General features: G+C 39.2%; 15 protein-coding genes and 1 pseudogene. 8 read left to right on the plus strand and 8 right to left on the minus strand.

All coding sequences use genetic code 11. The annotated features are described in order from the left end of the window. Positions 1 to 73: 73 nt before the first annotated feature. The 6 genes from ACY3XC_RS14345 (at position 74) to ACY3XC_RS14370 (ending at position 8315) form a co-directional block, all read left to right on the plus strand. Positions 74 to 844, plus strand: a complete 771-nt coding sequence (locus tag ACY3XC_RS14345) for a sugar phosphate isomerase/epimerase family protein (RefSeq protein ID WP_179156335.1) — start codon at positions 74 to 76, stop codon at positions 842 to 844. Further along, the gene (locus ACY3XC_RS14350) at positions 841 to 2616 is read left to right on the plus strand and encodes a glycoside hydrolase family 2 protein (protein WP_464869158.1); all 1776 of its coding nucleotides are present in this window, start codon (positions 841 to 843) and stop codon (positions 2614 to 2616) included. The genes ACY3XC_RS14345 and ACY3XC_RS14350 overlap by 4 nt, the downstream gene beginning before the upstream one ends. Positions 2617 to 2636: 20 nt before the next feature. Further along, the gene (locus ACY3XC_RS14355) at positions 2637 to 5786 is read left to right on the plus strand and encodes an alpha-mannosidase (protein ID WP_464869159.1); all 3150 of its coding nucleotides are present in this window, start codon (positions 2637 to 2639) and stop codon (positions 5784 to 5786) included. Positions 5787 to 5868: 82 nt separating this feature from the next. Then, positions 5869 to 6081, plus strand: coding sequence for a family 4 glycosyl hydrolase (locus tag ACY3XC_RS14360; RefSeq protein WP_464869160.1), 213 nt, complete (start codon positions 5869 to 5871; stop codon positions 6079 to 6081). 44 nt (positions 6082 to 6125) lie between these two features. After that, positions 6126 to 7169, plus strand: coding sequence for a family 43 glycosylhydrolase (locus ACY3XC_RS14365; RefSeq protein ID WP_464869161.1), 1044 nt, complete (start codon positions 6126 to 6128; stop codon positions 7167 to 7169). Positions 7170 to 7226: 57 nt separating this feature from the next. Beyond that, on the plus strand, positions 7227 to 8315 hold the full coding sequence (locus ACY3XC_RS14370) for a GNAT family N-acetyltransferase (RefSeq protein WP_464869162.1): 1089 nt from the start codon (positions 7227 to 7229) through the stop codon (positions 8313 to 8315). A 122-nt stretch (positions 8316 to 8437) separates the two neighbouring features. Here the strand turns inward: ACY3XC_RS14370 and ACY3XC_RS14375 are convergent, their stop codons facing one another. Both ACY3XC_RS14375 and ACY3XC_RS14380 read right to left on the minus strand, forming a co-directional pair. Next, positions 8438 to 9211, minus strand: coding sequence for a sugar phosphate isomerase/epimerase family protein (locus tag ACY3XC_RS14375; protein WP_464869163.1), 774 nt, complete (start codon positions 9209 to 9211; stop codon positions 8438 to 8440). A 23-nt stretch (positions 9212 to 9234) separates the two neighbouring features. Beyond that, positions 9235 to 10323 carry a Gfo/Idh/MocA family protein gene (locus ACY3XC_RS14380; RefSeq protein ID WP_179156330.1) on the minus strand — a complete coding sequence of 363 codons (1089 nt, stop codon included), beginning with the start codon at positions 10321 to 10323 and terminating at the stop codon, positions 9235 to 9237. 126 nt (positions 10324 to 10449) lie between these two features. Between ACY3XC_RS14380 and ACY3XC_RS14385 the strand changes: the two genes are divergently transcribed. Continuing rightward, positions 10450 to 11277 carry a helix-turn-helix domain-containing protein gene (locus tag ACY3XC_RS14385; RefSeq protein ID WP_464869164.1) on the plus strand — a complete coding sequence of 276 codons (828 nt, stop codon included), beginning with the start codon at positions 10450 to 10452 and terminating at the stop codon, positions 11275 to 11277. 121 nt (positions 11278 to 11398) lie between these two features. Further along, on the plus strand, positions 11399 to 12550 hold the full coding sequence (gene nagA, locus ACY3XC_RS14390; protein ID WP_464869165.1) for an N-acetylglucosamine-6-phosphate deacetylase: 1152 nt from the start codon (positions 11399 to 11401) through the stop codon (positions 12548 to 12550). Positions 12551 to 12686: 136 nt separating this feature from the next. Here the strand turns inward: nagA and ACY3XC_RS14395 are convergent. From ACY3XC_RS14395 to ACY3XC_RS14420, 6 genes and pseudogenes are all read right to left on the minus strand, one after another. Continuing rightward, a pseudogene (locus ACY3XC_RS14395) lies at positions 12687 to 12812 on the minus strand (beta-propeller fold lactonase family protein); the annotation flags it as partial. Between the two features lie 52 nt (positions 12813 to 12864). Next, positions 12865 to 13638 (minus strand): phytanoyl-CoA dioxygenase family protein, encoded by a 774-nt coding sequence (locus ACY3XC_RS14400; RefSeq protein ID WP_464869166.1) that lies wholly within the window; start codon positions 13636 to 13638, stop codon positions 12865 to 12867. A gap of 82 nt (positions 13639 to 13720) precedes the next feature. Then, positions 13721 to 15226, minus strand: a complete 1506-nt coding sequence (melA, locus tag ACY3XC_RS14405) for an alpha-galactosidase (protein ID WP_464869167.1) — start codon at positions 15224 to 15226, stop codon at positions 13721 to 13723. Positions 15227 to 15367: 141 nt separating this feature from the next. Next, on the minus strand, positions 15368 to 16240 hold the full coding sequence (locus ACY3XC_RS14410) for an AraC family transcriptional regulator (RefSeq protein WP_464869168.1): 873 nt from the start codon (positions 16238 to 16240) through the stop codon (positions 15368 to 15370). A gap of 600 nt (positions 16241 to 16840) precedes the next feature. Then, positions 16841 to 20290: a methionine synthase gene (gene metH, locus ACY3XC_RS14415; protein WP_464869169.1), complete on the minus strand. Its 3450-nt coding sequence runs from the start codon at positions 20288 to 20290 to the stop codon at positions 16841 to 16843. Next, positions 20268 to 22130, minus strand: coding sequence for a bifunctional homocysteine S-methyltransferase/methylenetetrahydrofolate reductase (locus tag ACY3XC_RS14420; RefSeq protein ID WP_464869170.1), 1863 nt, complete (start codon positions 22128 to 22130; stop codon positions 20268 to 20270). Before ACY3XC_RS14420 ends, metH begins: the two co-directional genes overlap by 23 nt. Position 22131: the final 1 nt, after the last annotated feature.

Below are 22131 nucleotides of genomic sequence, written 5' to 3' on the forward strand. Positions count from 1 at the left end.
GAAAATTAAAAAAATGGGAGGCGGCAGTATTTCTTTAAGTTGCCACTTATTTATTAAATAGGGGGAATTTCCATTGAGTAAAATTGGCTTACAATTATTTTCTGTGTGGAGAGATGCCGAAAAAGATTTTTTAGGGACCATTCAAAAAGCGGCTGAGCTAGGATACGAGGCAATCCAATTTGCGGGCTTTTATGATACACCAGCTAATAAACTACAAACGGTATTAGAAGAAAATGGACTCCTCGCTGCCGGGGCACATGTAGGGATTGAGAAGTTATTGGATGATGAATTAAAAAGGACGTTTGAATACAATAGCGCCATTAATAATAACTTACTGGTTTGTCCTGCGCTTCCAAAGGAAATGAGACAGACAGCCGAGGATTATAAGAAAACAGCAGAAGTACTGAATCAAATTGGAGAAACATGCAAGGAGGCAGGTTTTACTTTCGGCTATCATAACCACGCATTTGAATTTGAACAGTTTGGAAGTGAAACGGGATTTGATCTGCTATTTGGTCACACAGACCCTGATTTAGTAAAAATGGAATTAGATTGTTATTGGGCCGCTTTTGCGGATCAAGATCCGTTAGAAATCATTCAAAAATATGGAAGTCGTGTGGTGTCCCTGCATATTAAGGATATGAAAATGGTTAATGGTACAAAGACTGGGATTGAAGTAGGGAGAGGTCAACTTGATTTTGCCTCGCTAATTAAGATGGGGGATAAAGTTGGTGTTGAGTGGTTCACGGTTGAGCAGGAGGAATTTGAAAGGGATCCTTATGAAAGTCTTTCTATTAATGTAGATACTCTTAAACAATTAATGAGCGAGGCGAAAATTCGATGACTACTATGATTCCTAGACCAGAATATCCAAGACCTAATTTCAGACGAAATGAGTGGTTAAATCTAAATGGACAATGGAACTTTGCATTCGATGATCACAATAATGGTTTAAGAGAAGAGTGGTATGTGAATCATGACTATCAACAAGAAATTACGGTTCCGTATGCATTTCAAACACAACTAAGCGGTATTCATACCAATGAGTTCCACGATGTTGTTTGGTATGAAAAAACATTTATGATTCCGGACAAGTGGCGGGGGAAACAAATACAGCTGCATTTTGGTGCCGTTGATTATCGTGCAACTGTCTGGGTCAATGGAAGGTTCGTTACTGTTCATGAAGGAGGGCATACATCATTTTCCACTGATATAACAGATGCTTTAATGGGCGGATTAAATAAAGTGGTTGTAAGGGTAGAAGACGTATCAACCGACTTGGAGCAGCCGCGTGGCAAACAATACTGGGAGAAGGAATCTGAAGGGATTTTTTATACCCGTACAACCGGCATTTGGCAAAGTGTTTGGCTGGAGCCAGTCAATCACTCGTTCCTTGAAAGAGTAAAACTAACACCAAACATTGATACAGGTGAAGTAACGGTCGAATACCTTATTCAGAATGCGTCAGATAAACAAGAGCTGGAAATAGAAATCTATTCTCAAGACCTAGTTGTTGCAAAAGAGTCTTGTAAAGTAAATCTTGTTCAACGCAAGAATAAACAAGTGGTTTCGTTGAAGGATTTCCAGAGCGGTAACGGAAAGCTTTGGAGCCCAGAACAACCATTTCTTTATACTGTTAAACTTTTTTTAAAAGAAGAAAATAAGATTGTTGATAAAGTTGACAGCTATTTTGGGATGAGAAAAATTTCTATTAATAACGGAAGAATTGAATTAAACAATATGCCTTATTATATGAAACTAGTTCTAGACCAAGGGTATTATCCTGCCAGCCTGCTAACCGCACCAACGGATGAAGATTTAAAGAGAGATATCGAATTAACGAAGGAAATGGGCTTTAACGGGGTGAGGAAACACCAAAAGGTCGAGGAGCCTCGTTATCTATATTGGGCAGATCACTTAGGAATTCTTGTCTGGGGTGAAATGGCGAACAGCCATACGTTTACAGATAAAGCTATTAAACGAATTTCGTCTGAATGGCAGGAAGCAATAGAACGAGATTATAATCATCCATCCATTATTGCGTGGGTTCCTATTAACGAAAGCTGGGGTGTTCCTCGATTAAAAAGAGATCCCCGTCAAGCGAATCATTTAGTAAGTATGTACTATTTAACAAAATCATTGGATCAGTCGCGTCTAGTCATTTCAAATGACGGATGGGAACACACCGTTTCAGATATCTTAACCATTCATGACTATGAAGGTGAAAAGAAAGTTTTAAAAGAAAGGTATTCCAAGCTTGATAGTACATTACAGTTTACACCTGCAGACCGACTATTATTTGTTCCTGGTTTTCAACATAAGGGTGAGCCCATTATGGTTTCGGAGTTTGGCGGTATTGCCTATCAGAAAAATGAATGGCAAGGATGGGGCTATACATCTGCCGCAAATGACCAAGATTTTATTGAGCGATATTATCAAGTTGTTTCTGGCTTGCTGGAATCACCGCTTGTTCAAGGATTTTGTTATACCCAAATAACAGATGTTGAACAGGAAATTAATGGTCTTTTAACCTATGACAGGAAGCCAAAGGTTGACCTTAGCATAATACGTGAAATCAATGAAGGTAAAAAGCTTACGTTTACTGCGAAAAACTAACCCTTAATCAAGGAGTGTTAATGTTGTATTTTACAGTTGAAAAGATTGAGAAATTTTTAACAGAATTGAAGAATTATATTTATAAAGAAACGTTAGATATCCCTGTTTTTCGCTATAAAGAGTGGGAATTTGGTGATGAAGATAAGGATGCGTACAAAACTGACTTTGATGATCAGAACTGGACAAACTTCCAGGTAGGCGATTTTTGGGGCGGGTATGATAAATCTGCTTGGTTTAGGACCACGATCACTGTCCCTGAGGACTGGAAAAAAGAACGCTTGGTTCTTCATTTTTTGGTTGGCCCTCGAGATGGCGGAGGATCAACGGCCGAATCTTTGTTATATGTAAATGGCGTCCCATTACAGGGAATTGATGTCTGGCATGAGGAAGCATGGCTTCCGCCAGAGCTTCTTGAAAAAGGTGAGATTCAAATTTCCCTAAAAGCATGGAGCGGGGTGTTGAATCCTCCTGATCGTCGAAGATTTAAAAAGGCCAGGCTTGCATGTGTTGATGTTCCAACAGAAAAGTATTTTTATCTTGCTCATACACTCATAAATACAGTGAAGGTCCTAGATGAAAATGAATTTAGAAGAACGAAAATGCTGCAGCTAGTAAATGAGTCAATCTTAAAAGTAGATTTTATAAAGCCGGGTTCAGCTTTCTTCTATCAATCTATTCAAGATGCCTATGAGTTTCTGAAAACAGAGGTCGAGCAATTAAGTGAAATAGAGGAATTAAAGCCATTGGTTACAGCACTTGGTCATTCTCATATTGACATGGCATGGTTATGGCGCTTGGTTCATTCAAGAGAAAAAGCCTCAAGGACCTTTTCAACTGTCCTGCATCTCATGCGTCAATATCCTGAATACCGATACATCCATACATCGCCCCAATTATACAAATATTTAAAAGAGGATTATCCTGAAATCTTTGCAGAAGTTAAACAAAAAATTGCTTCTGGTGAGTGGGAAATCACAGGCGGAATGTGGATTGAGCCAGACACCAATCTCCCGAATGGAGAGTCATTGATTCGTCAAATTCAGTTTGGAAAAAGGTTTATGAAGGATGAGTTTGGTGTTGATACGAGGGTTGTTTGGCTACCAGATGTATTTGGATATTCATGGGCCCTGCCTCAGATTATGAAAAAAAGTGGAATTGACACTTTTATGACAACCAAAATTAGTTGGAATCAATATAATCGGTTCCCATTCGATACGTTTAATTGGCGCGGTATTGATGGCACGGAAATCTTTACCCATTTTATAACCACCCCTGAGGAGGGAGCAAGAGCCTATACGTATAATGGAATGCTGGAACCTCGAAGTGTAAAAGGAATTTGGGATGCCTACCAGCAAAAGGAAGTAAATGATGAACTGTTACTAGCCTTTGGATGGGGTGATGGCGGCGGCGGGCCGACAAAAGAAATGATTGAAACCGCGCGTGCCATGAAAAATCTGCCAGGTCTGCCAAAAGTTCAAATGGACAAGGCCGAAGCCTATTTTGCACGTTTACAAGACACGGTGAAAGATCAATCATTACCGGTTTGGGATGGAGAATTGTATTTAGAGTATCACCGGGGTACTTATACCTCTCAGGCATCCTTAAAAAAAGCAAACCGTAAAGCAGAATTTACCTATCATAATGCGGAATGGTTAAGTGCACTTGCTGACCATTTCAGCGGCAAGGAAAATTATCCACATGCTGCTTTAAATGAAGGCTGGGAACTATTACTCCTAAATCAATTTCATGACATTTTACCAGGCTCCTCTATTCGTCAGGTAAATGAAGATGCGCGCAGAGATTACCAAGCCGTGCAGAGTATAGGAGAAAATGTTCTTAAAGAAGCAAAAGGCTCTATTGAACAAAACATTCAAACTCATGAGGATGCAATTATAGTCTACAATTCTCTATCTTTTGAACGGGATGGTTTGATCGAATTACCTGTTTCTTCAATTTTCACAGAAACAACAACCATTGTGGATGAAGAAGAAAACACCCTGCCAGCTCAGGTCATTCAAGCCGAGGATAGCCAAAAGGTACTGGTTCAAGCTAAAAATGTACCAGCACTAGGATATAAAACGTTTAAACTCGCTGAACAATCAGCTTCGGGGTCCAGTCTTATTGTAACGAAGGAATATATGGAGAATGATTACTACCAAATTACTTTTAATGAAAAAGGCCAGATTATTTCATTATTTGATAAAGTATTAGAACGAGAAGTTATTGCCGAAGGGGCAAGGGGAAATGTCCTTCAGACGTTTGAGGATAAACCAATGAACTTTGATGCCTGGGATGTTGACCTATATTATCAAGAAAAGATGCGTGAGATCGACCATTTAACAGCGGTAGAGGTGCATGAGGTAGGTCCGATTCGCGGCAGTCTTAAATTAACTTGGGAGTTCTATGATTCTACAATTACACAATATATAACGGTTTATAAACATTCACCAAGAATTGACTTTATTACTAAAGCCAATTGGCAGGAGAAACAAACATTAGTAAAGGCAGCATTCCCAGTTGATGTTCGTTCAACAAAAGCAACCTTCGATATTCAGTTTGGTAATATGGAGCGTCCGACTCATTGGAATACGAGTTGGGACCAGGCGCGCTTTGAAGTAGTGGGACATAAATGGGTTGACCTTTCTGAAGGTAACTTCGGAGTCAGCTTACTTAATGATTGTAAATACGGCCACGATGTAAAAGACAATGTGATCCGATTAACATTAATCAAGTCTTCCATTGAACCTGATGAAACAGCCGACCGTGGCAACCATGAATTTACGTACAGCCTAATTCCACATAAAGGGGATTGGCGTGAAGGAAATATTGTAAAAGAAGCCTATCATTTGAATGTTCCATTATTTGCAAATGAACTGCCAGCTAACCTTGATGGGCATTTGCCAGCCTCCTATCAATTTGCCGAGATTGACCAAGACAACGTTCTGCTTGAAACGGTGAAAAAAGCTGAAGACGGCGATGCAATTCTTATACGTTTCTACGAATATAAACAATACAGAAATAAAATAAATGTCTCCTTTGCAAAACCAATTAAAAAAGCGGTCGAATGTAACTTGATTGAAGAAGCAGAAAAGGAAGCTGATTATCAGAATAAGAATCTTTCATTCTCCGTTTCACCTTATGAAATTAAGACATTTAAAATATGGTTCTAAACAATAAATTCCATAGAAAACACCATAAAATACTTTTTATGGTGTTGTTTATCTAGAACAAAATATTGGAGGCAATCGATCTATGTTGAAGATTGCAATGATGGGCGCTGGGAGTATTGGATTCACTCGAAGATTGATGATGGATATTCTAGCAGTAAAAGAATTCCAAGATACAGAATTTCATTTTATGGATATTAACAAAGAAAATCTTGAAATGGTAACAAACTTGTGTCAACAGATGATTCAATTCAACAAACTGCCAGCAAAGATTATAAGGACAGCTAATTTAGTTTAACGATTCTCCGAAAGTAGTCTGAGATTGAGAGGAAGAACAGCAGAATGAAAAAAATATTGACGACTATAGTCATCAGCTTAGTAATGTTATTAAGTAGTTGTTCTACATCAAAGGAAGAACCAGCATTGTCATACAAAAACCCTGTTTTTGAACCGGTACTAGCAGACCCCTCAATTATAAAAGCAAAAGATGGATATTTTTATGCCTTTGGAACTGAAGATGACTGGGGAGATCAAGTAGGTGCTCGTTTGATTCCAATTGTCCGTTCAAAAAATTTAGTGGATTGGAAATATGTAGGGCAAGCCTTTGACAAAAAGCCTGAATGGAAAAGTGATGGATCACTGTGGGCCCCTGATATTAGTTATTTTAATAAAAAGTATTATTTGTATTATTCAATTTCAATATGGGGAGATGTGAATCCGGGAATTGGAGTTGCTGTTTCGGATGTACCAGAGGGTCCTTATAAAGACCTGGGGAAATTATTTGATAGTAAATCGATTGGTATAGGAAATTCAATAGATCCAATGATCTTTGTAGATAATGACGATACAGCTTATCTATTTTGGGGAAGCTTTCATGGGATTTTTGGAATTAAACTTTCAAAGGATCGATTAAGTACGATAGGGGATCCATTCCATATTGCTGGGAATGCTTTTGAAGCTTCGTACTTGATCAAACGTGGTGAATATTACTATTATTTTGGTTCAAGAGGGTCATGCTGTGAAGGAGCAAAAAGTGGTTACAATGTAGCGGTTGGTCGCTCTAAGAGTATAACCGGACCATATATTGATAAAGACGGGAAAGATCTAATACTAGGGGGAGGAACCTTGGTTGTAATGGGGAATTTCCCAAATGATAAGGGAAGCAAATTATATTCAGGTCCAGGTCATAACGCGATAATAAAAGATGATAAAGGTACAGATTGGATGGTTTATCATGCAGTAGAAAAAGATAATCCACTTTTACCAAATGGAGCAACAAGACGCCCCCTAATGATTGATCCAATTAAATGGAAGAATGGGTGGCCAACAATAGATGGGCTAGTCCCTAGTAATAAAACAAAACCAAGACCAGAGTTCCATAAGTAATGAGGATTCGTAAGGCAGAAAAATATAACATTACTAAATAATTGAATGGAGAACAAGATGGTAGAATTAAGATTACTAAAATCGGAAACCGAGTACAAACAAGCAATAAAATTAGCCGACAAAGTGTTCCGGGACGAGGGGCATATTTCGATGGGGGTAGCCTTCCCCCAGGTGTTTTCACCTGAACTAAATCAATCATATGGAGCATTTATAAATAATGAATTGGTTTCATATATTGGCTTAGTTCCTTCTATCATCCATCTAGGTGATGCAGAGATTAAAGCCTATTCAATCGGTGCTGTCTGTACTCATCCAGGCCATCGTAAAAAAGGCTTTGCCAGCATGCTCTTAGGTAGGATTTTTACTCATGTTCAGAGGGCTGACGCTTCCATTTTATTTGTATCAGGAAGTTTACCCATGTACTTAAAAGCTGGCTGTTCCTACTATGGTAAATTATTTAAATACGAAATAAATAAGGGAGATTTACTAGGTAATGAAGGCTACTTAGTTAGGGAATTATCCCCGTTTGATTGGTTTTATTTGCGAAAATTACTTCAGGCTCGTCCTGTTTATGTTGAACAAAGTATTTATGATTTTTCCGTCCTATATAAAGCAGCAGGATTTGCTAGTATTCTAAAAATGGAACACAAGATATTAGTTGCCCAATCTGAAAATGACATAAAGGGATTTGTAGTTTTGGGGGTTCCCAATTCTTCATTAGGTTCTTGTGATCAGCCAGCACAAGTCATTGAATGGGGAGGGGAACCGCAAGCTATCCAAACCATTTTAGCAGAAACCTTCCAGAATGGAATAAAATCTCTGAAATGTTCAATTCCTTTGCACGAAAAAGAGCTTAACAAACTACTAAACTCTTTAGAAAAAACAAATGCATCATACCCAGGGACGGTTAAAATTACTAACCTGGATTTGTTGTTAAAACAAGCAGAGCCTTTCTTTAGTGGAAAAGTCAAAATAGTAGAGGTTGATAAAAGCAGCAAAAAACTAATTTTCAATCAAAAGTCAATGATCTTAGACAACGCTTCATTAGAAAGATTAATTCTTCAAGGAGAGCCAGACTTAGATTGTTATTTAAAAGAGATTTTCCCAATTCCACTTCCATTCCCTGAAGGGTTAAACTATGTTTAGGCGAACGTTGCTTAAGCCGCCGTTTGTCGAAGCTCTTATTTAATTCATACAAAAAGGCGTGAAACCGAATCGATCGGTTTCCGCCTCTATCATGAAGAATTTTAAACTATTTGCGGCTAATTTTATGATTGTGATAGAATACGCCTTAAAAAGTCGAGTGAACGCTCCACATCCTCCGTCATGGTTCGGACAGGTTGAGTGCTTTGGGGATGCCATAGTTCGAGTGCCAGCCAGCCGTTATACTGAGCGGCTCCTGCGGAATCGAGCAGGGAGGCGATATCAATATCTCCTTCTAGTAAGTCTTCAGATGGCACATTCCCATATTGATTACGTAAATGAAAGGCATAGACCCGTTCAGTATAGGCATTAACCCACTCAATGGGATTGCAGCCAGATACATGGGCCCAGCCGGAATCTACACACAGTCCTACACTTTGATCTGCATATTGGATGACCGATCTTAGATCTCCTTTAGCATTGTGATTGTCAGCGGCATGATTATGCAGACAAACTTCTAAACCCATTGGGGCAACAAGTTCGGAAATACGAGATAAGTTCTCGCCCTGCTGCTTGAAATGATCCTCTGCCTTAGGAACTACATTTTTCCAGCTGATTGGATCAGCATTTATGAGTAAGTCGGAGCCTTCTGCTACAGCCAAGCGTTCAGCAAAAGGTAACACCGTTTTCTCCACATCCAGATTGTTGAATGGTATATGTAAAGGGAGACCGACATAGGAGGCTGATACGGCCAGTCCAAAGGAACGTGCCAATTTTAGTTTTTCAGTATCAGCATCAATCTCGACAGCATCAAGACCTGCTTCTGCACAAGCGCGGAATAATTCTTCCCAATGTGGTTTTTTGCCATCCATTTTCCAGCGTTCTGTCCAGCCGTACATATTTGATGAAAATCCTTTGATGTTCAAAGTGTTACTCCTTTCTGCACCATTTCTATCAGTTGTTTTTGTTCGGTTTCTGCAGTTGTATATATGGATGTAAGGCAGAGAAAATTATTCAGTGCTTGTTGATTAACGTTAGCATGTGATTCAATGCCTTTCACTTTTCGATAAAAGTGAAGGAGTGGATTGTCGAAAATCGTGTACTCACTTCTCGGTCCTGTTTCTACCTGTTCCTCTACAAGTTGCCCGTGCTTATCGTAACGAAGGAAGACAGGCTGCCTAGAATCAAATGGTGTCCACCTAAGTGAACCAAGTGTACCCTCGATTTCCGCCCTTACATAACTTTCTCCGTGTGCACATGAAGCACGCTCGTAATGGACGTGAATTGGATGGTTACCACTGCTGAAAGTCATGAAGGCGCCGACATGAGTTTCAACATCGAAGGGTGTATCCATGGGATCAATTTCAGTATGGGGCTTCGCTGTCCATGCAGTATTTATCTCAATGGAGGTTGGATTGAGTATGTCATTCAATGTGGCAAAGTCGTAAGGTCCCCAATCCATTAACACGCCTCCGCCGCTTAGTGTTGAATCTAAAAACCAGCGGCTTGCAGGCTGATATTCGATTCCTGATCGGCTTCGTTCCCATTTGTTAACAAACGTAACATGATAGATTTCACCTAGAGATCCGGACTTGATTACTTTCTTTACTGCCTCCATGTGAGGCATGCCTTTAAAACGTACACTGCAGCATCCTAATAATCGGTTATGCTTTTCTGCAAGCTGGACCATTTCTTGAGCTTGAGAACCATTCATCGCTAGAGGTTTCTCACAAAGAACATGGCGGCCAGACTCAATTGAAAGTCTTGAGGGATCAAAATGTGCCGTCGGCGGTGTACAGATAATTACAATATCATCGTTTTGTGCAGTCTCGGAGTTCAGCATTTCTTCCACACTTGTAAAGCCAATTGTCTCAGGAAATTGGCTGCAAAATGCTTCTAGTGCAGCAGGATTTGTATCAGCAGCTCTCAATTGAATCTGTTCGGAAAGTTTTTTTGCCGCTTCCGCGTGTGTCCGGCCAATTACGCCCGCGCCAATTATATAAATTCTCAAATTTATTCACCTCTGTAGAATATTAATGGTTTTACTCTACCATATCCAAAAAATTAAGTTCTCCTCCAATTAAGCGGAAAACTTATCATTTTGTTCAAAGAAAAGATTGTTTAGGAGTTGTGAAAAATGTATGTAGAACACTTACGTTTACAGCGATCGTTTGCGTTTTGCCGTGTATGGGGGTCACATGAGGAGCATGACTTGCATGTCCATGATTGTTTAGAAATCGGGGTTGTTCTTAATAATGAGCTAGAATATAGGTTCAACGAACATACCTACCTTGGTAGGCCGGGAGATGTGTTTTTATGCCGTCCATTCGAGCCGCACTGGAGTTTTGCTCAGCCTGATAAACCGTTCGAATGCATTCTCATCCTGTTCACACCGTCTGCTGTACGTAAAATTCCTAATGTCAATCAGCTTCTGAAGCCTTTCTATACTCCACAAGGAATACAGCCCTTTATCCCGTCCAGCACGATTTTTGCACGAGCAATAAGGCAGGCGGCTGTATCTGCGATAGAAGACCAAGAAAAGGGAGAAGATCTTTGGGTGACCCGTCAATATATGCATTTAATCAATATTTTGCTGCAAGTCAATCAGTTTGCCAAAGAATCCCAATCTGCTGATTATTTGGAATTACCATCTTCTGAAATTGTCGATATTGTGGGGTACATGCTTGAAAATTATCAGAAGCCTATAAATATTGAAACATTGTCCTGGCAGGCAGAAATGGGAAGAACAATGTTTTTTCAAGAGTTTCGCCGGTTGACTGGACTTAGTCTCAATGAATTTCTTAACCGTCTGCGCATACAAAGCGCAATGGACTTCCTTCGTTCGACGAATATGAGTATGATAGACCTTGCCTATGCAAGCGGATTTCAGTCTTTAAGTACCTTCAACAAGCAATTTAAAAAGTATACGGGGCGATCCCCTCGAGCTTATCGCCAGAAGGAATAAAATTGTTACAAATTCCGAAAAAGCATAGTTTAATTGATAGACAAACTATGTTTAGCGAGATGCACTGAAAATATTAAATAGGAATGTTTTTAAATTATTAAAAAAAGGAGTTATCAAAATCATGAATTCTATTTTAATTCGTAATGTTCGTGTGATCTTCGATGATGAACCGAAGCTGGGATGCATACTTATTCGGAATGGGCAAATTGAATCAGTTCATACTGGCAATAGGTGCTCAGATTTTTCCGTTGATTATGAAATCGATGGAAACGGCCAGTTTCTGATTCCAGGAATGATCGATGTTCATATTCATGGAGCTGAAGGTTTTGATATGATGGACGGTACCATTGGCAGTGTGGAAGCCGTATCTAGAGCATGCGCAAAGACAGGTTGTACATCCTTCTTAGCCACCTCAGTTTCTTCCTCCTTAGACGAACTTCTTAAAATGATAACCAATGTAAAAGAGCTGTCTGGCAGAGAACCCGGGGCTCAAATTATTGGCATTCATATAGAAGGTCCATATCTTAATGTAAAACGAAAGGGTATGCAAAATGAGCGATACTTAAGGCATCCTGATTTGAAAGAAATGAAAACCATCATAAAGACATCCGGTTCGTTACTCCGCATGGTGACTCTGGCCCCAGAACTACCTGGCGGTCTTGAGATGATTTCCTTTTTAAAGGAACAAGGGATTATTGCCGCTATTGCCCATTCTGATGCCACTTATGATGACGCGAAACAAGCATTTAAGAGTGGTGCCAGCCATGTTACCCATTGTTTTAATGGTATGCGACCAATACATCACCGTGATCCGGGTCTTATCTTAGCTGCTTTTGAAGAAAGCAGCGTAAGTGTTCAAGCAATCGTCGATGATGTCCATCTTCATCCAGCCATTGTAAGGCTTTTATATCGTGAAAAGGGCCCAAACAGTATGGTGTTAATTACAGATGCCCTTCAGGCTATGGGGATGGGTGATGGAACATACTTATTTGGGGGTCATGAAGTTAGCGTATTTGATGGTGTTGCTATGTTAGACGACGGTACCCTTGCATCAAGTACAGTGACAATGAATCAAGCATTGGCAAAAACAGTTAAATTGGGAATTCCTTTAAAGGACGCCGTTATGATGGCGACACAAACACCGGCAGATATACTGGGATTAGAGAAAAAAGGCCGGATTAAATCCGGTGCAGATGCTGACTTAGTTCTAATGAACAATCGTTTCGAGGTATTGTGGACAATGGTAAAAGGGCGAATCGTCTTTCAGTCCTAAGCTTTGTTAAGATGCCTTTATCGGGCAGCGTTATAGGACCATATTAAACAAAAATGGGTATCTTAAATTAGATACCCATAATTGATTGTATTCAATTAGATGTGTTGTAGGGTTGAATTTTTGTAAAAACTGTCTATTATCCTAAAAACTTAACACAAACCGGATGTGGCATCGTTATATCAGATTGTATAAGAGTTAATTTTCCTGTATTCTCATCTCCTGAAAATTAAACCAAATTGCTGGATTCTTGATTAGAAGCAACAAATCCGATAAGAGACATTATTGTATTCAAATGTTCCTATAATATTTGGAAATTAACCAATCGTATACTTTGGTGTCACCTTATCAAAATGAGGATTTTCACCACTAACCATTAATCCCATTCCCCAATCAAAATGTGTATCTTCTACAGGGAAATCCGATGCATCACGATATTGAAATAAAACATTTCTGCGATTTCGTCCACTCTTGTTTACATCAGAACCGTGAATCGTTAAATAATTGAAAAATAATACATCTCCAGGTTCAGCTGGACAAGGTGTTCCACTAGAAATAGGATATTCTTTGTGATTTAAGTAGTGTCGCCCAACATGCGAAAGGACACCTTGTTTGTGTGACTTAGGGATGACACGCAGACAGCCGTTTTCTTCATTACTTTCGTCTAAATGTACACTTGCGGCCAACATGCTGTGTTTTTCATGAGGAAAGTAAGGGTAATCTTGATGCATCGGAAATGCAGCACCTTTTTCAGGTGGCTTTACAAGCATTTTTGAATGATGAAGTTGTACATTTGGCCCTATTAATTTTTTTAATACAGAAACCATATTTACATGAAATAGGGCATTTAAGAAGACAGAGTCATGATAATGAACGTTATGAAATCCCTTCAATACGAGTCTTCTTATTTGTTCCTTTGGCAAATAATCACCATCCCATGCGGCATTCTCATCCCTTTTTGCTTCAGCTGCTCGTCGAATGATATTGTCTATACCACTTCGCATAGCTTCGACTTCTTGCATATTAAACACGCCTTTAACTAATAAATAACCTTCTTCTTTGTAAAATTCTTCATCCTTTTTTTGAATCATCGTTTCCCATCCCCCTTATTTCATAATTGTTTAATACTTAAATCCTTTAAAAGTAACGTCCAGCATCCCCGTTTTATTCCATTTATTTCACTGCAGAAGGGCGTTCCTTCGCTTTGTCAGATTCACCAGCATTCTTATTTGCTTCTTCGCGGTTTTTAGCCATTTCTTCTACTGTTTTGACTTTGAGACGCGCTGCACCTTTATTGTGCTTAGCTTGAATTGATTTTCCGGATTCTAATCGCTTTTTAGCATTTACGATTGCATCCTGATATTGTGGTAACCATTGTTCCTGCGCCACTAGCATCTCATCTACAAGCTGCCAAATTTCTTTCGGATTACACACTGCTCCTACTAATGGATCCATCATCATGGCTTGACGTAATAGATAATCATCTCCATGAACTGCAGCTTCCACTGCAAGGTGTTGAACGGTGATACTAGCATTACAAACTGCCGCACAGCCCAGTGGCAGCTCTCCTAAATGTGGCATACTAATACCATTTCGATCAACATATCCAGGCGCCTCGATAATCGAGTAATCTGGTAGATTTGAAATAATCCCATTATTAACGACATTAAAGTGTCCTCGGTATACTCTTCCAGTTTCTAGGGCTTCAAGAATATAGGATGCGTGTTCCTCACCACGATTTTCCTCTTTAAATTCACGAACAGGTTCTTTCATCCAGTTCGGAAAATCCGTCTCAAACCAATTTCTGCCTTCCGTACAAACTCTTAAATATCCACCGGTCTCACCATTTATCCAGCTTCCAAGATCAATCCAATCGTTAATTTCTTCTGGACGTTTTCGGTACCAAGGCACAAATTCACTTAAATGACCATTTGATTCAGTGCTGTAATAGCCAAAACGTCTTAGCATATCAATGCGAACCTTTTCCGTTTTACTAAATTCCGGGTGAATTTCAAATGCATGGAGAAGCTTATCTGTCATATCTTCACCATTGTGCTTTATTTGGATATACCATGTTTGATGGTTTATACCAGCACAGATTATATCGACTTCATGTTTCTCTAAACCTAGCACTTTAGCAATTTGTCGGTGTCCCCCTTGTACACCATGACAAAGTCCAATAGTCTTAACACCACCGTATTTATTACAAGCCCATGTAATCATGGCCATCGGATTAGAATAATTGAGCAACAAGCACTCATGGTCTGCAACTTCACGAATATCTTTACAGATATTAAGAATTTCAGCTATTCCCCGCTGCCCGTACATAATTCCACCTGCACAAAGTGTATCTCCTACACATTGGTCTATGCCGTATTTTAATGGAATGTCAATATCATATAGAAATGCCTCTAACCCACCTACTCGTACAAGCGAAAATATATATTTTGCATTTCTAAATGCTTCCCTGCGATTGACTGTCGATTGTATTTTTATATTCAAGTTGTTTTCATCAATATCTCGTTGACATAGCTTTGTAACTCTATCCAAGTTTTTTTGGTTAATATCTGTAAATGCTACCTCAATATTATGAAATTCTGAGACAGACAAAATATCCCGTAATAACCCTCTTGTAAATCCAATACTACCTGCCCCAATAAATGCAATTTTAAATGTCAATGAGTAACTCCCCTTTGCTGATCACGGTAGATTACTTTCTTTATCTTACCAAGCAATATAAGAAAGCGTTATCAATATTCTAACCTTCTCCATCTATCGAAGTATAAAATACTAACTTCTACAATCTTTTCTTGACTGAAATTATTTGTTAAGCGTATTTCGATAAACAACGGGAGTCTTACCAGTGTGCTTTTTAAAGAGTGTACTAAAATACTGACGGCTGTTTATACCAACGTATTCAGATATCTCAATGATGGGTATTTCTGTGTGAGCAAGCAGCATTTCAGCTTTTTTGATTCGCAATGAAGTTAAATATTCCATCACCGTATATCCCATTTCTGCCTTAAAAATACGATGTAGGTAAACAGGGTGTAGATTAACAACATTTGCAATATCCTTCACCTGAATTTCACAGTCATAATTCTGGTGAAGGAAAGATAGGATTTGTTTGATATATAAATTTACTTGATAAGAATTCTGATTTTCATATTCAATCGCTAATCTGCCAATTTTAATAAATAGTTGAGAAAATAGGAGTTGAATCATCACCTTATTCTCTAACCTTCTCTCGTCTAACTCAAGTACAATACTTTTTAGTATATGGTAAATATCACTTGAATCTTTTAACACAATATAAGGATAAGCTTTTGAAAGGAACTGAGACAGCATACCATTCGTTCTGACAATTTCTTTGAAAGATGGTGAAAATCCCTCATTCTCTTTGATTGTAAAAAAAAACTCTAAATTTAACATTCTACAAGGATTCTCATTATCTACAACCAAACGATGCGCAATGTTTGAATCGAGTAAAATTAAATCTCCTTTTTTCATGGGTACTGTTTCGGTAGCGGTTTCGACAACACATTTTCCTTCAATCACATACATAATCTCGATTTCATTATGAGAATGATACGGCATTTCAAAACCCTTCCATTGTTTAAAATAATACGATATAACCTTTGGATAGTATTTATCATGCAGTAATTCACTTTTATAAAGACTGTATTCATTCAAGAATTTTTACCTCCCCAGTACATGTAAATCTTTCTTCTAAAAACTTAAATATATTCTTTATTCACTTTATAAAACCTTTATTCCCAATTTTAAGGCCTATTCCAAAAAACAGGTACAACAATCTTTTATTTATATCGTCATTGTAAAAAATTTATCTTCACTTTGTCTTTATTTCTTAAGGTAGGTTCTAATCTCCTAGAAAAACATAACAAATTTCTTGTTTTCTCCCATAGGTATTTATATAAATAATCACAAAAAATTAGAGTCTTTCTATATAGAAAGGCTCCATTGTGTTGAAAAAAGAAAATCTTTGGGTGACCCGTAATATATACATTTAATTAATATTTTGCTGCAAGTGAATCAGTTTACTAAAGAATCTCAATCTGAAGATTATTTGGACATACTATCATCTGAAATTGTTGAAATTGTGGGATACCGGATTGAAAATTATCAGAAGCCGATAAAAATTGACACATTGTCCTGGCAGGCAGAAATGGAGAGAACAATGTTTTTTAATGAGTTACGCAGGTTGACTGGATAGTCCCAATAATTTCTTAAAAAAGTTAAAAAAAACCCGCGGAATCAATCCGCGGACTTTATCTATCTTAAAACATTAAAGTATCTTGCCTCAGGATGGGCAAATACCATGGCTGATACGGAGGCTTCTGGCTCCATCATGCAGCCATCCGTTAATTCAATCCCAATCTCCTCTGGATGAATTAACGCAAATAATTTTTTCTGATCCTCTAAGTCCGGACATGCTGGATAACCATAAGAGAAGCGTTGTCCCTGATATTTAGCGGCAAATCGATCCTGCATCGTAAATGTCAGCGGGTCTGGGAAACCCCAGCGGTCGCGCATTTGACGATGAATCAACTCTGCAAAGCCTTCTGCTGATTCAAGTGCTAAAGCTTGTAGGGCATGACTCTCAAGGAAACGGCCTTCAGCCTTTAACTGGTCTGCCTTTTCACGGATTCCTCTTCCCGCAGTTACCGTAAAGAAACCAACATAATCTTTCTCCCCACTGTCAACAGACTTTACAAAGTCTGCTAAACATAAATGAGGTGCAGATTCCTGACGGGGAAAATCAAATGTTTCAATAACAGTATTAGGCTCTTCTGGATCATAAATAAATATCTTATTCCCATCAGACTGAGCAGGGAAGAATTGATAGACAGCAGCTGGTAAAATCCAATTACCTTGTTTAGCATCTGCTAATAATCCATCAACTACTTCTTTTACTTTTACAGCTTTTTCATTCTTTTCAGCAAGTAAATTTGCAATTTTTCCTTTTACCCCTAGGTGATGCCCAATTAACATTTGCATATTGATATATGGCTCAATATGGGATAGGGAGTAGGTTTTTAAGATATGTTTCTTAGTATCCATCGGTGTAAAAACTGGCACTTCTGTCGAAACAGAAGGTCTTGTTTTAACTGCGGTGGATACAGCTGAACGAATAGGCAAATCGCGCGGAAGTTCAATCGCGGCTAGTTTTTCCCTTTTTTCAGCAATCAGTTTTTCGTGCTCTTCAGGAGATTGAAGCTGATTCGCGAGTGATAATCCAGTCATAGCATCCTTGGCATAAAGAACAAGTCCATCATACTCTTTTGCAATTTTGGTATCGGTGAACTTTCTAGAAAGGGCAGCTCCTCCTACCATGATTGGAGTTGAAATTCCAGCTTCTTTCATATCCTGTGCTGTTAACACCATTTGCTGTGCAGATTTCACCAGCAAGCCAGATAATCCAACGATGTCCGGTTTTTCTTTTTGAATCACTTGAACCAATTCTGTAGGTGATACTTTAATCCCCAAATCATGAACATCATAACCGTTATTGCTAAGTATAATGTCAACTAGATTTTTCCCAATATCATGTACATCGCCTTTTACAGTTGCTAAGATGACTTTTCCTTTGGAAGAAGAAACATCACCCTTTTCCATATAAGGTTCTAAATAAGAGACAGATGCCTTCATAACTTCAGCACTTTGGAGAACTTCGGCGACTATCAGCTGATTGTCGTTAAACAGTCTTCCTACTTCTTTCATGCCCTCCATTAATGGTCCATTAATGATATCAAGCGGAGCAGGGTACTTTTCAATTGCTAAAGCCAAATCTGGCAAAAGGCCTTCCTTCGTGCCTTCGACCACGTAGTAGGAAAGTCGTTCTTCCAAACTCATATTTGGTACTGTACTCTTTGTCTCTTTCTTCTTGCCTCGATAAAATTCAGTGAAAGTGGCTAAGGTGTCATCTGTTGTGTTAAATAAAAGGGCTTCTGCTAATGTGACTTCTTCTTTTGAGATGGAAGCGAACCGCTCTAGTTTTTCAGTATTTACAATCGCATAATCAAGCCCTGCTAATGTACAGTGGTATAAAAACACCGAGTTTAATATTTCTCTGCCGACAGGCGGAAGACCGAAGGATACATTGCTGATTCCAAGAATGGTTTGTGTCTTAGGAAGGTGTTCTTTGATTAACTTAATACCTTCCACCGTTGCTTTTGCAGATCCAATATACTGTTCATCACCTGTACCAACAGGAAAAACAAGTGGGTCAAATATTAGATCCTGGGGCTTTAAACCATACTTATTGACGAGAATGTCATGAGATCGCTTGGCTATTTCCAATTTCTTTTCAGCTGTAACACCCATACCTTTTTCATCAATCGTACCAACGACGACAGCAGCACCGTATTTATGGATTAATGGAACAACTGCCTCAAATCTTTCCTCGCCATCCTCAAGATTAATGGAGTTAATAATTGCTTTTCCTTGAGAATACTTGAGTGCTTTTTCGATTACTTTTTCATCTGTCGAATCGATAACTAGCGGAGCCTTTATTTTCTTTACTACTTCAGGAATGAAATTCTCCATGTCGGTTAATTCATCACGATCAGGGTCAGCAAGACAGATGTCAATAACATGTGCGCCGCCTTTAACCTGTGCACGAGCAATCTCTGCTGCTTCTTCAATCTTACCTTCGTTAATTAGGCGTTTGAATTTTCGAGAGCCAATGACGTTTGTACGTTCTCCGACCATAATCGGACGTAGTGTCGGGTCATCGTAAACGAATGGTTCAATTCCTGATACCATATGGAAATCAGAAGACTGTGCCTCGCGTGGTGAGAACTTTTTCATCTCTTCTGAAATTGCTCGAATATGATTTGGTGTTGTACCACAGCAGCCGCCAACAATATTTAACCAGCCATGGGCTGCAAAGTCTGCAAGCTTTTTCGCTAACGTTTCAGGTGTTTCATGATAATGTCCTTCCTCATCAGGCAGCCCAGCATTTGGATAACAAATAATCGCTGATGTAGCAAGATTGGAAAGGGAACGGACATGCTCCTGCATAAATTCCGGACCTGTCGCACAATTTAGTCCCACTGCCACAGGTTTCATATGTTCCAACGAAATATAAAAGGATTCGATGGACTGTCCTGCCAGGGTTGTACCCATCGGCTCAATCGTACCGGAAACGATTAAGGGAAGCACCTTGCCTGTTTTATCAAATGCATTTTTTATTCCAATAAAGCCAGCTTTTACATTTAGCATATCCTGACTTGTTTCAAGCAGCAGGAGGTCAACACCACCGTCAATCAGCCCAATTGCCTGCTCCTCATAAGAAGTGGCAAGTGCTTCAAAGGTGGTTCCGCCTGTGACGCTTAGCGTTTTTGTTGTCGGTCCCATTGAACCGGCAACATACCGCGGCCACTCAGCTGTTGAAATTTTCTCAACTTCCTTTTTGGCAATTTGACCGGCAATTTTATTTAATTCATAAGCCTTAAAGCCTAGATTGTAGTCATCAAGAACAATGCTTGTGGCCCCGAAGCTATTCGTTTCAATAATATCAGCACCAGCCTCTAAGTATTCACGATGGATTTTCGCGATTGTCTCAGGAGCTGTAACATTTAGATATTCATTACAGCCCTCATATTGTTCACCGCCAAAGTCCTCTGCTGATAAATTTGCCTCTTGGATCATGGTGCCCATGGCGCCGTCCATTACAAGAATCCGTTTTTTTAGTTGTTCACTGAATGGAGCTTTCAACATAGCTGTTCCCCCTTACTTGACTTGCACGCTGTTTGGCATAGATGGCTAATTCTGTTGTTAGTTCATACCGTAAAAATGGTGTGATCAAATAAATCCCATTGAATAAATCAAGTGCTGTGTCAATTAATGATTTCGTTATTTCAATTCCTTCACGTGCTGCTAGAAGCGGTTGATCACTTAATGCCGACATCCTGTCACGAATAGATTGGGAGATTTTAATTCCTGGTACTTCATTATGAAGGAACTCAGCGTTTCTGCTGCCTGTTAGAGGCATCAGCCCAATATAAATAGGTGCTTTAAGGTTTTTGGTATGCTCATATACTTCAATCAATTTTTCCTCAGAGAAGACAGGCTGTGAAATGAAATAATCTGCGCCATATTCAATCTTTTTCTCCAGGCGTTTTACAGCCTTTTCTACTGAACGAACATTTGGATTAAAGGCACCGGCAATGCTAAAAGCTGTTTTTTGCCCTAGGTCTTTTCCTGAAAAGGATAAGCCTTCGTTCAATTGTTTAATCATTTGTATTAACTCAAATGAAGAAACATCATAGACGGACGAGGCGCCAGGGAAGTCTCCGACCCGGGCTGGGTCACCTGTGATTGCCAGAACATCATTCATTCCAAGGGTATGAAGCCCCATTAGGTGGGATTGCAAACCAATAATATTCCGGTCTCTGCAGGCAATATGGATAAGCGGTCGCATCCCTAATTCTTGTTTAACAAGATAACCTAAAGATTCATTGGAAATCCTTACCTGAGCCAAAGAGTTATCTGCCATAGTAATCGCATCGATTCCTGCTTCTTTTAAAGCCTTTGCGCCTTCAAAAAATTTGCTGGTATCAAGCTTTCTTGGAGTATCTAATTCTACGATAACCGAGGGACGTTCCTTAACGATTTCCTCGAGAGGCTGGTGATCCCTTTTAGCTGCACTTTGTTCAATGATGATCTTCTTCGTTTTTAATTTAACTACTTTTTCGGTGATAGGCACGCTATTTTTTAGTTCTGATGCAAATGCCTGGATATGCGCCGGGGTCGTTCCGCAGCATCCGCCTAGCAAACGTACACCCTCCTGACGGAAGCTTTGGGCGGATTTTTTAAAATAATCTGCGTCACCCTCATAATGGAATATCCCGTCTGTATAGGCTGGCAAACTAGCATTCGGGTAGGCAGAAAGAAAGCTTCGTTTAGGTAATTCAATCTGCTCAAGTGTTTTCAGCATATGATGTGGACCAAGCCGACAATTCAAGCCAATGACATCAGCACCAAGGCTTTCAAGCCGAGTAAAAGCTTCATTAATCGGTGTTTGATCTTGTAAAATTCCTAACTCCTGAAGTGAGACCTGTGCAATAATCGGAAGCTTTGTTTCTTTTCGAGCAATTGTAAGAACTGTCTCTAGTTCCTCAAGGTCGTAAAAGGTCTCTAATAAAATCCCATCTACCTCTTCTAGCAATAGGCAATAGAGCTGTTCACGGAAACTGCGCTTTAATTCTTCTATTGATAATGCACTTGGCTTAATCCCACGGTTACCGCCGACTGTACCAAGAATATAAGCGTTTTGCTGAGCTGCTAATTTTGCATTTTGGACGGCTGCACTATTGATTGCTTTTACAGAGTCCTCTAAACCATATCTTTGTAGTTTTAGATAATTTGCAGCATAAGTGTTTGTTTGAATCACGTCAGCACCAGCATCAATATAGGCTTTATGGATTTCCTGTATCTTATCTGGATTTGATAGGTTTAGTTCTTCAAGACAACTATCCTTACCAAAAGAGTAGAGGAGAGTACCAATGGCACCATCAGCAATTAATATTTGCTTCTCTAATTTTTCTAATAGACTCATA

The sequence above is a fragment of the Bacillus sp. CZDM1 genome (assembly GCF_055502545.1).

Excerpts from the sequence above, each read along its gene's own strand:
- ACY3XC_RS14360 (WP_464869160.1), top strand. The coding sequence starts at position 5,869 with ATGTTGAAGATTGCAATGATGGGCGCTGGGAGTATTGGATTCACTCGA.
- ACY3XC_RS14375 (WP_464869163.1), bottom strand. The coding sequence starts at position 9,211 with ATGTACGGCTGGACAGAACGCTGGAAAATGGATGGCAAAAAACCACAT.
- ACY3XC_RS14370 (WP_464869162.1), top strand. The coding sequence starts at position 7,227 with ATGGTAGAATTAAGATTACTAAAATCGGAAACCGAGTACAAACAAGCA.
- ACY3XC_RS14400 (WP_464869166.1), bottom strand. The coding sequence starts at position 13,638 with ATGATTCAAAAAAAGGATGAAGAATTTTACAAAGAAGAAGGTTATTTA.
- ACY3XC_RS14420 (WP_464869170.1), bottom strand. The coding sequence starts at position 22,130 with ATGAGTCTATTAGAAAAATTAGAGAAGCAAATATTAATTGCTGATGGT.
- ACY3XC_RS14365 (WP_464869161.1), top strand. The coding sequence starts at position 6,126 with ATGAAAAAAATATTGACGACTATAGTCATCAGCTTAGTAATGTTATTA.
- ACY3XC_RS14350 (WP_464869158.1), top strand. The coding sequence starts at position 841 with ATGACTACTATGATTCCTAGACCAGAATATCCAAGACCTAATTTCAGA.
- ACY3XC_RS14385 (WP_464869164.1), top strand. The coding sequence starts at position 10,450 with ATGTATGTAGAACACTTACGTTTACAGCGATCGTTTGCGTTTTGCCGT.
- metH (WP_464869169.1), bottom strand. The coding sequence starts at position 20,290 with ATGTTGAAAGCTCCATTCAGTGAACAACTAAAAAAACGGATTCTTGTA.
- nagA (WP_464869165.1), top strand. The coding sequence starts at position 11,399 with ATGAATTCTATTTTAATTCGTAATGTTCGTGTGATCTTCGATGATGAA.
- ACY3XC_RS14355 (WP_464869159.1), top strand. The coding sequence starts at position 2,637 with ATGTTGTATTTTACAGTTGAAAAGATTGAGAAATTTTTAACAGAATTG.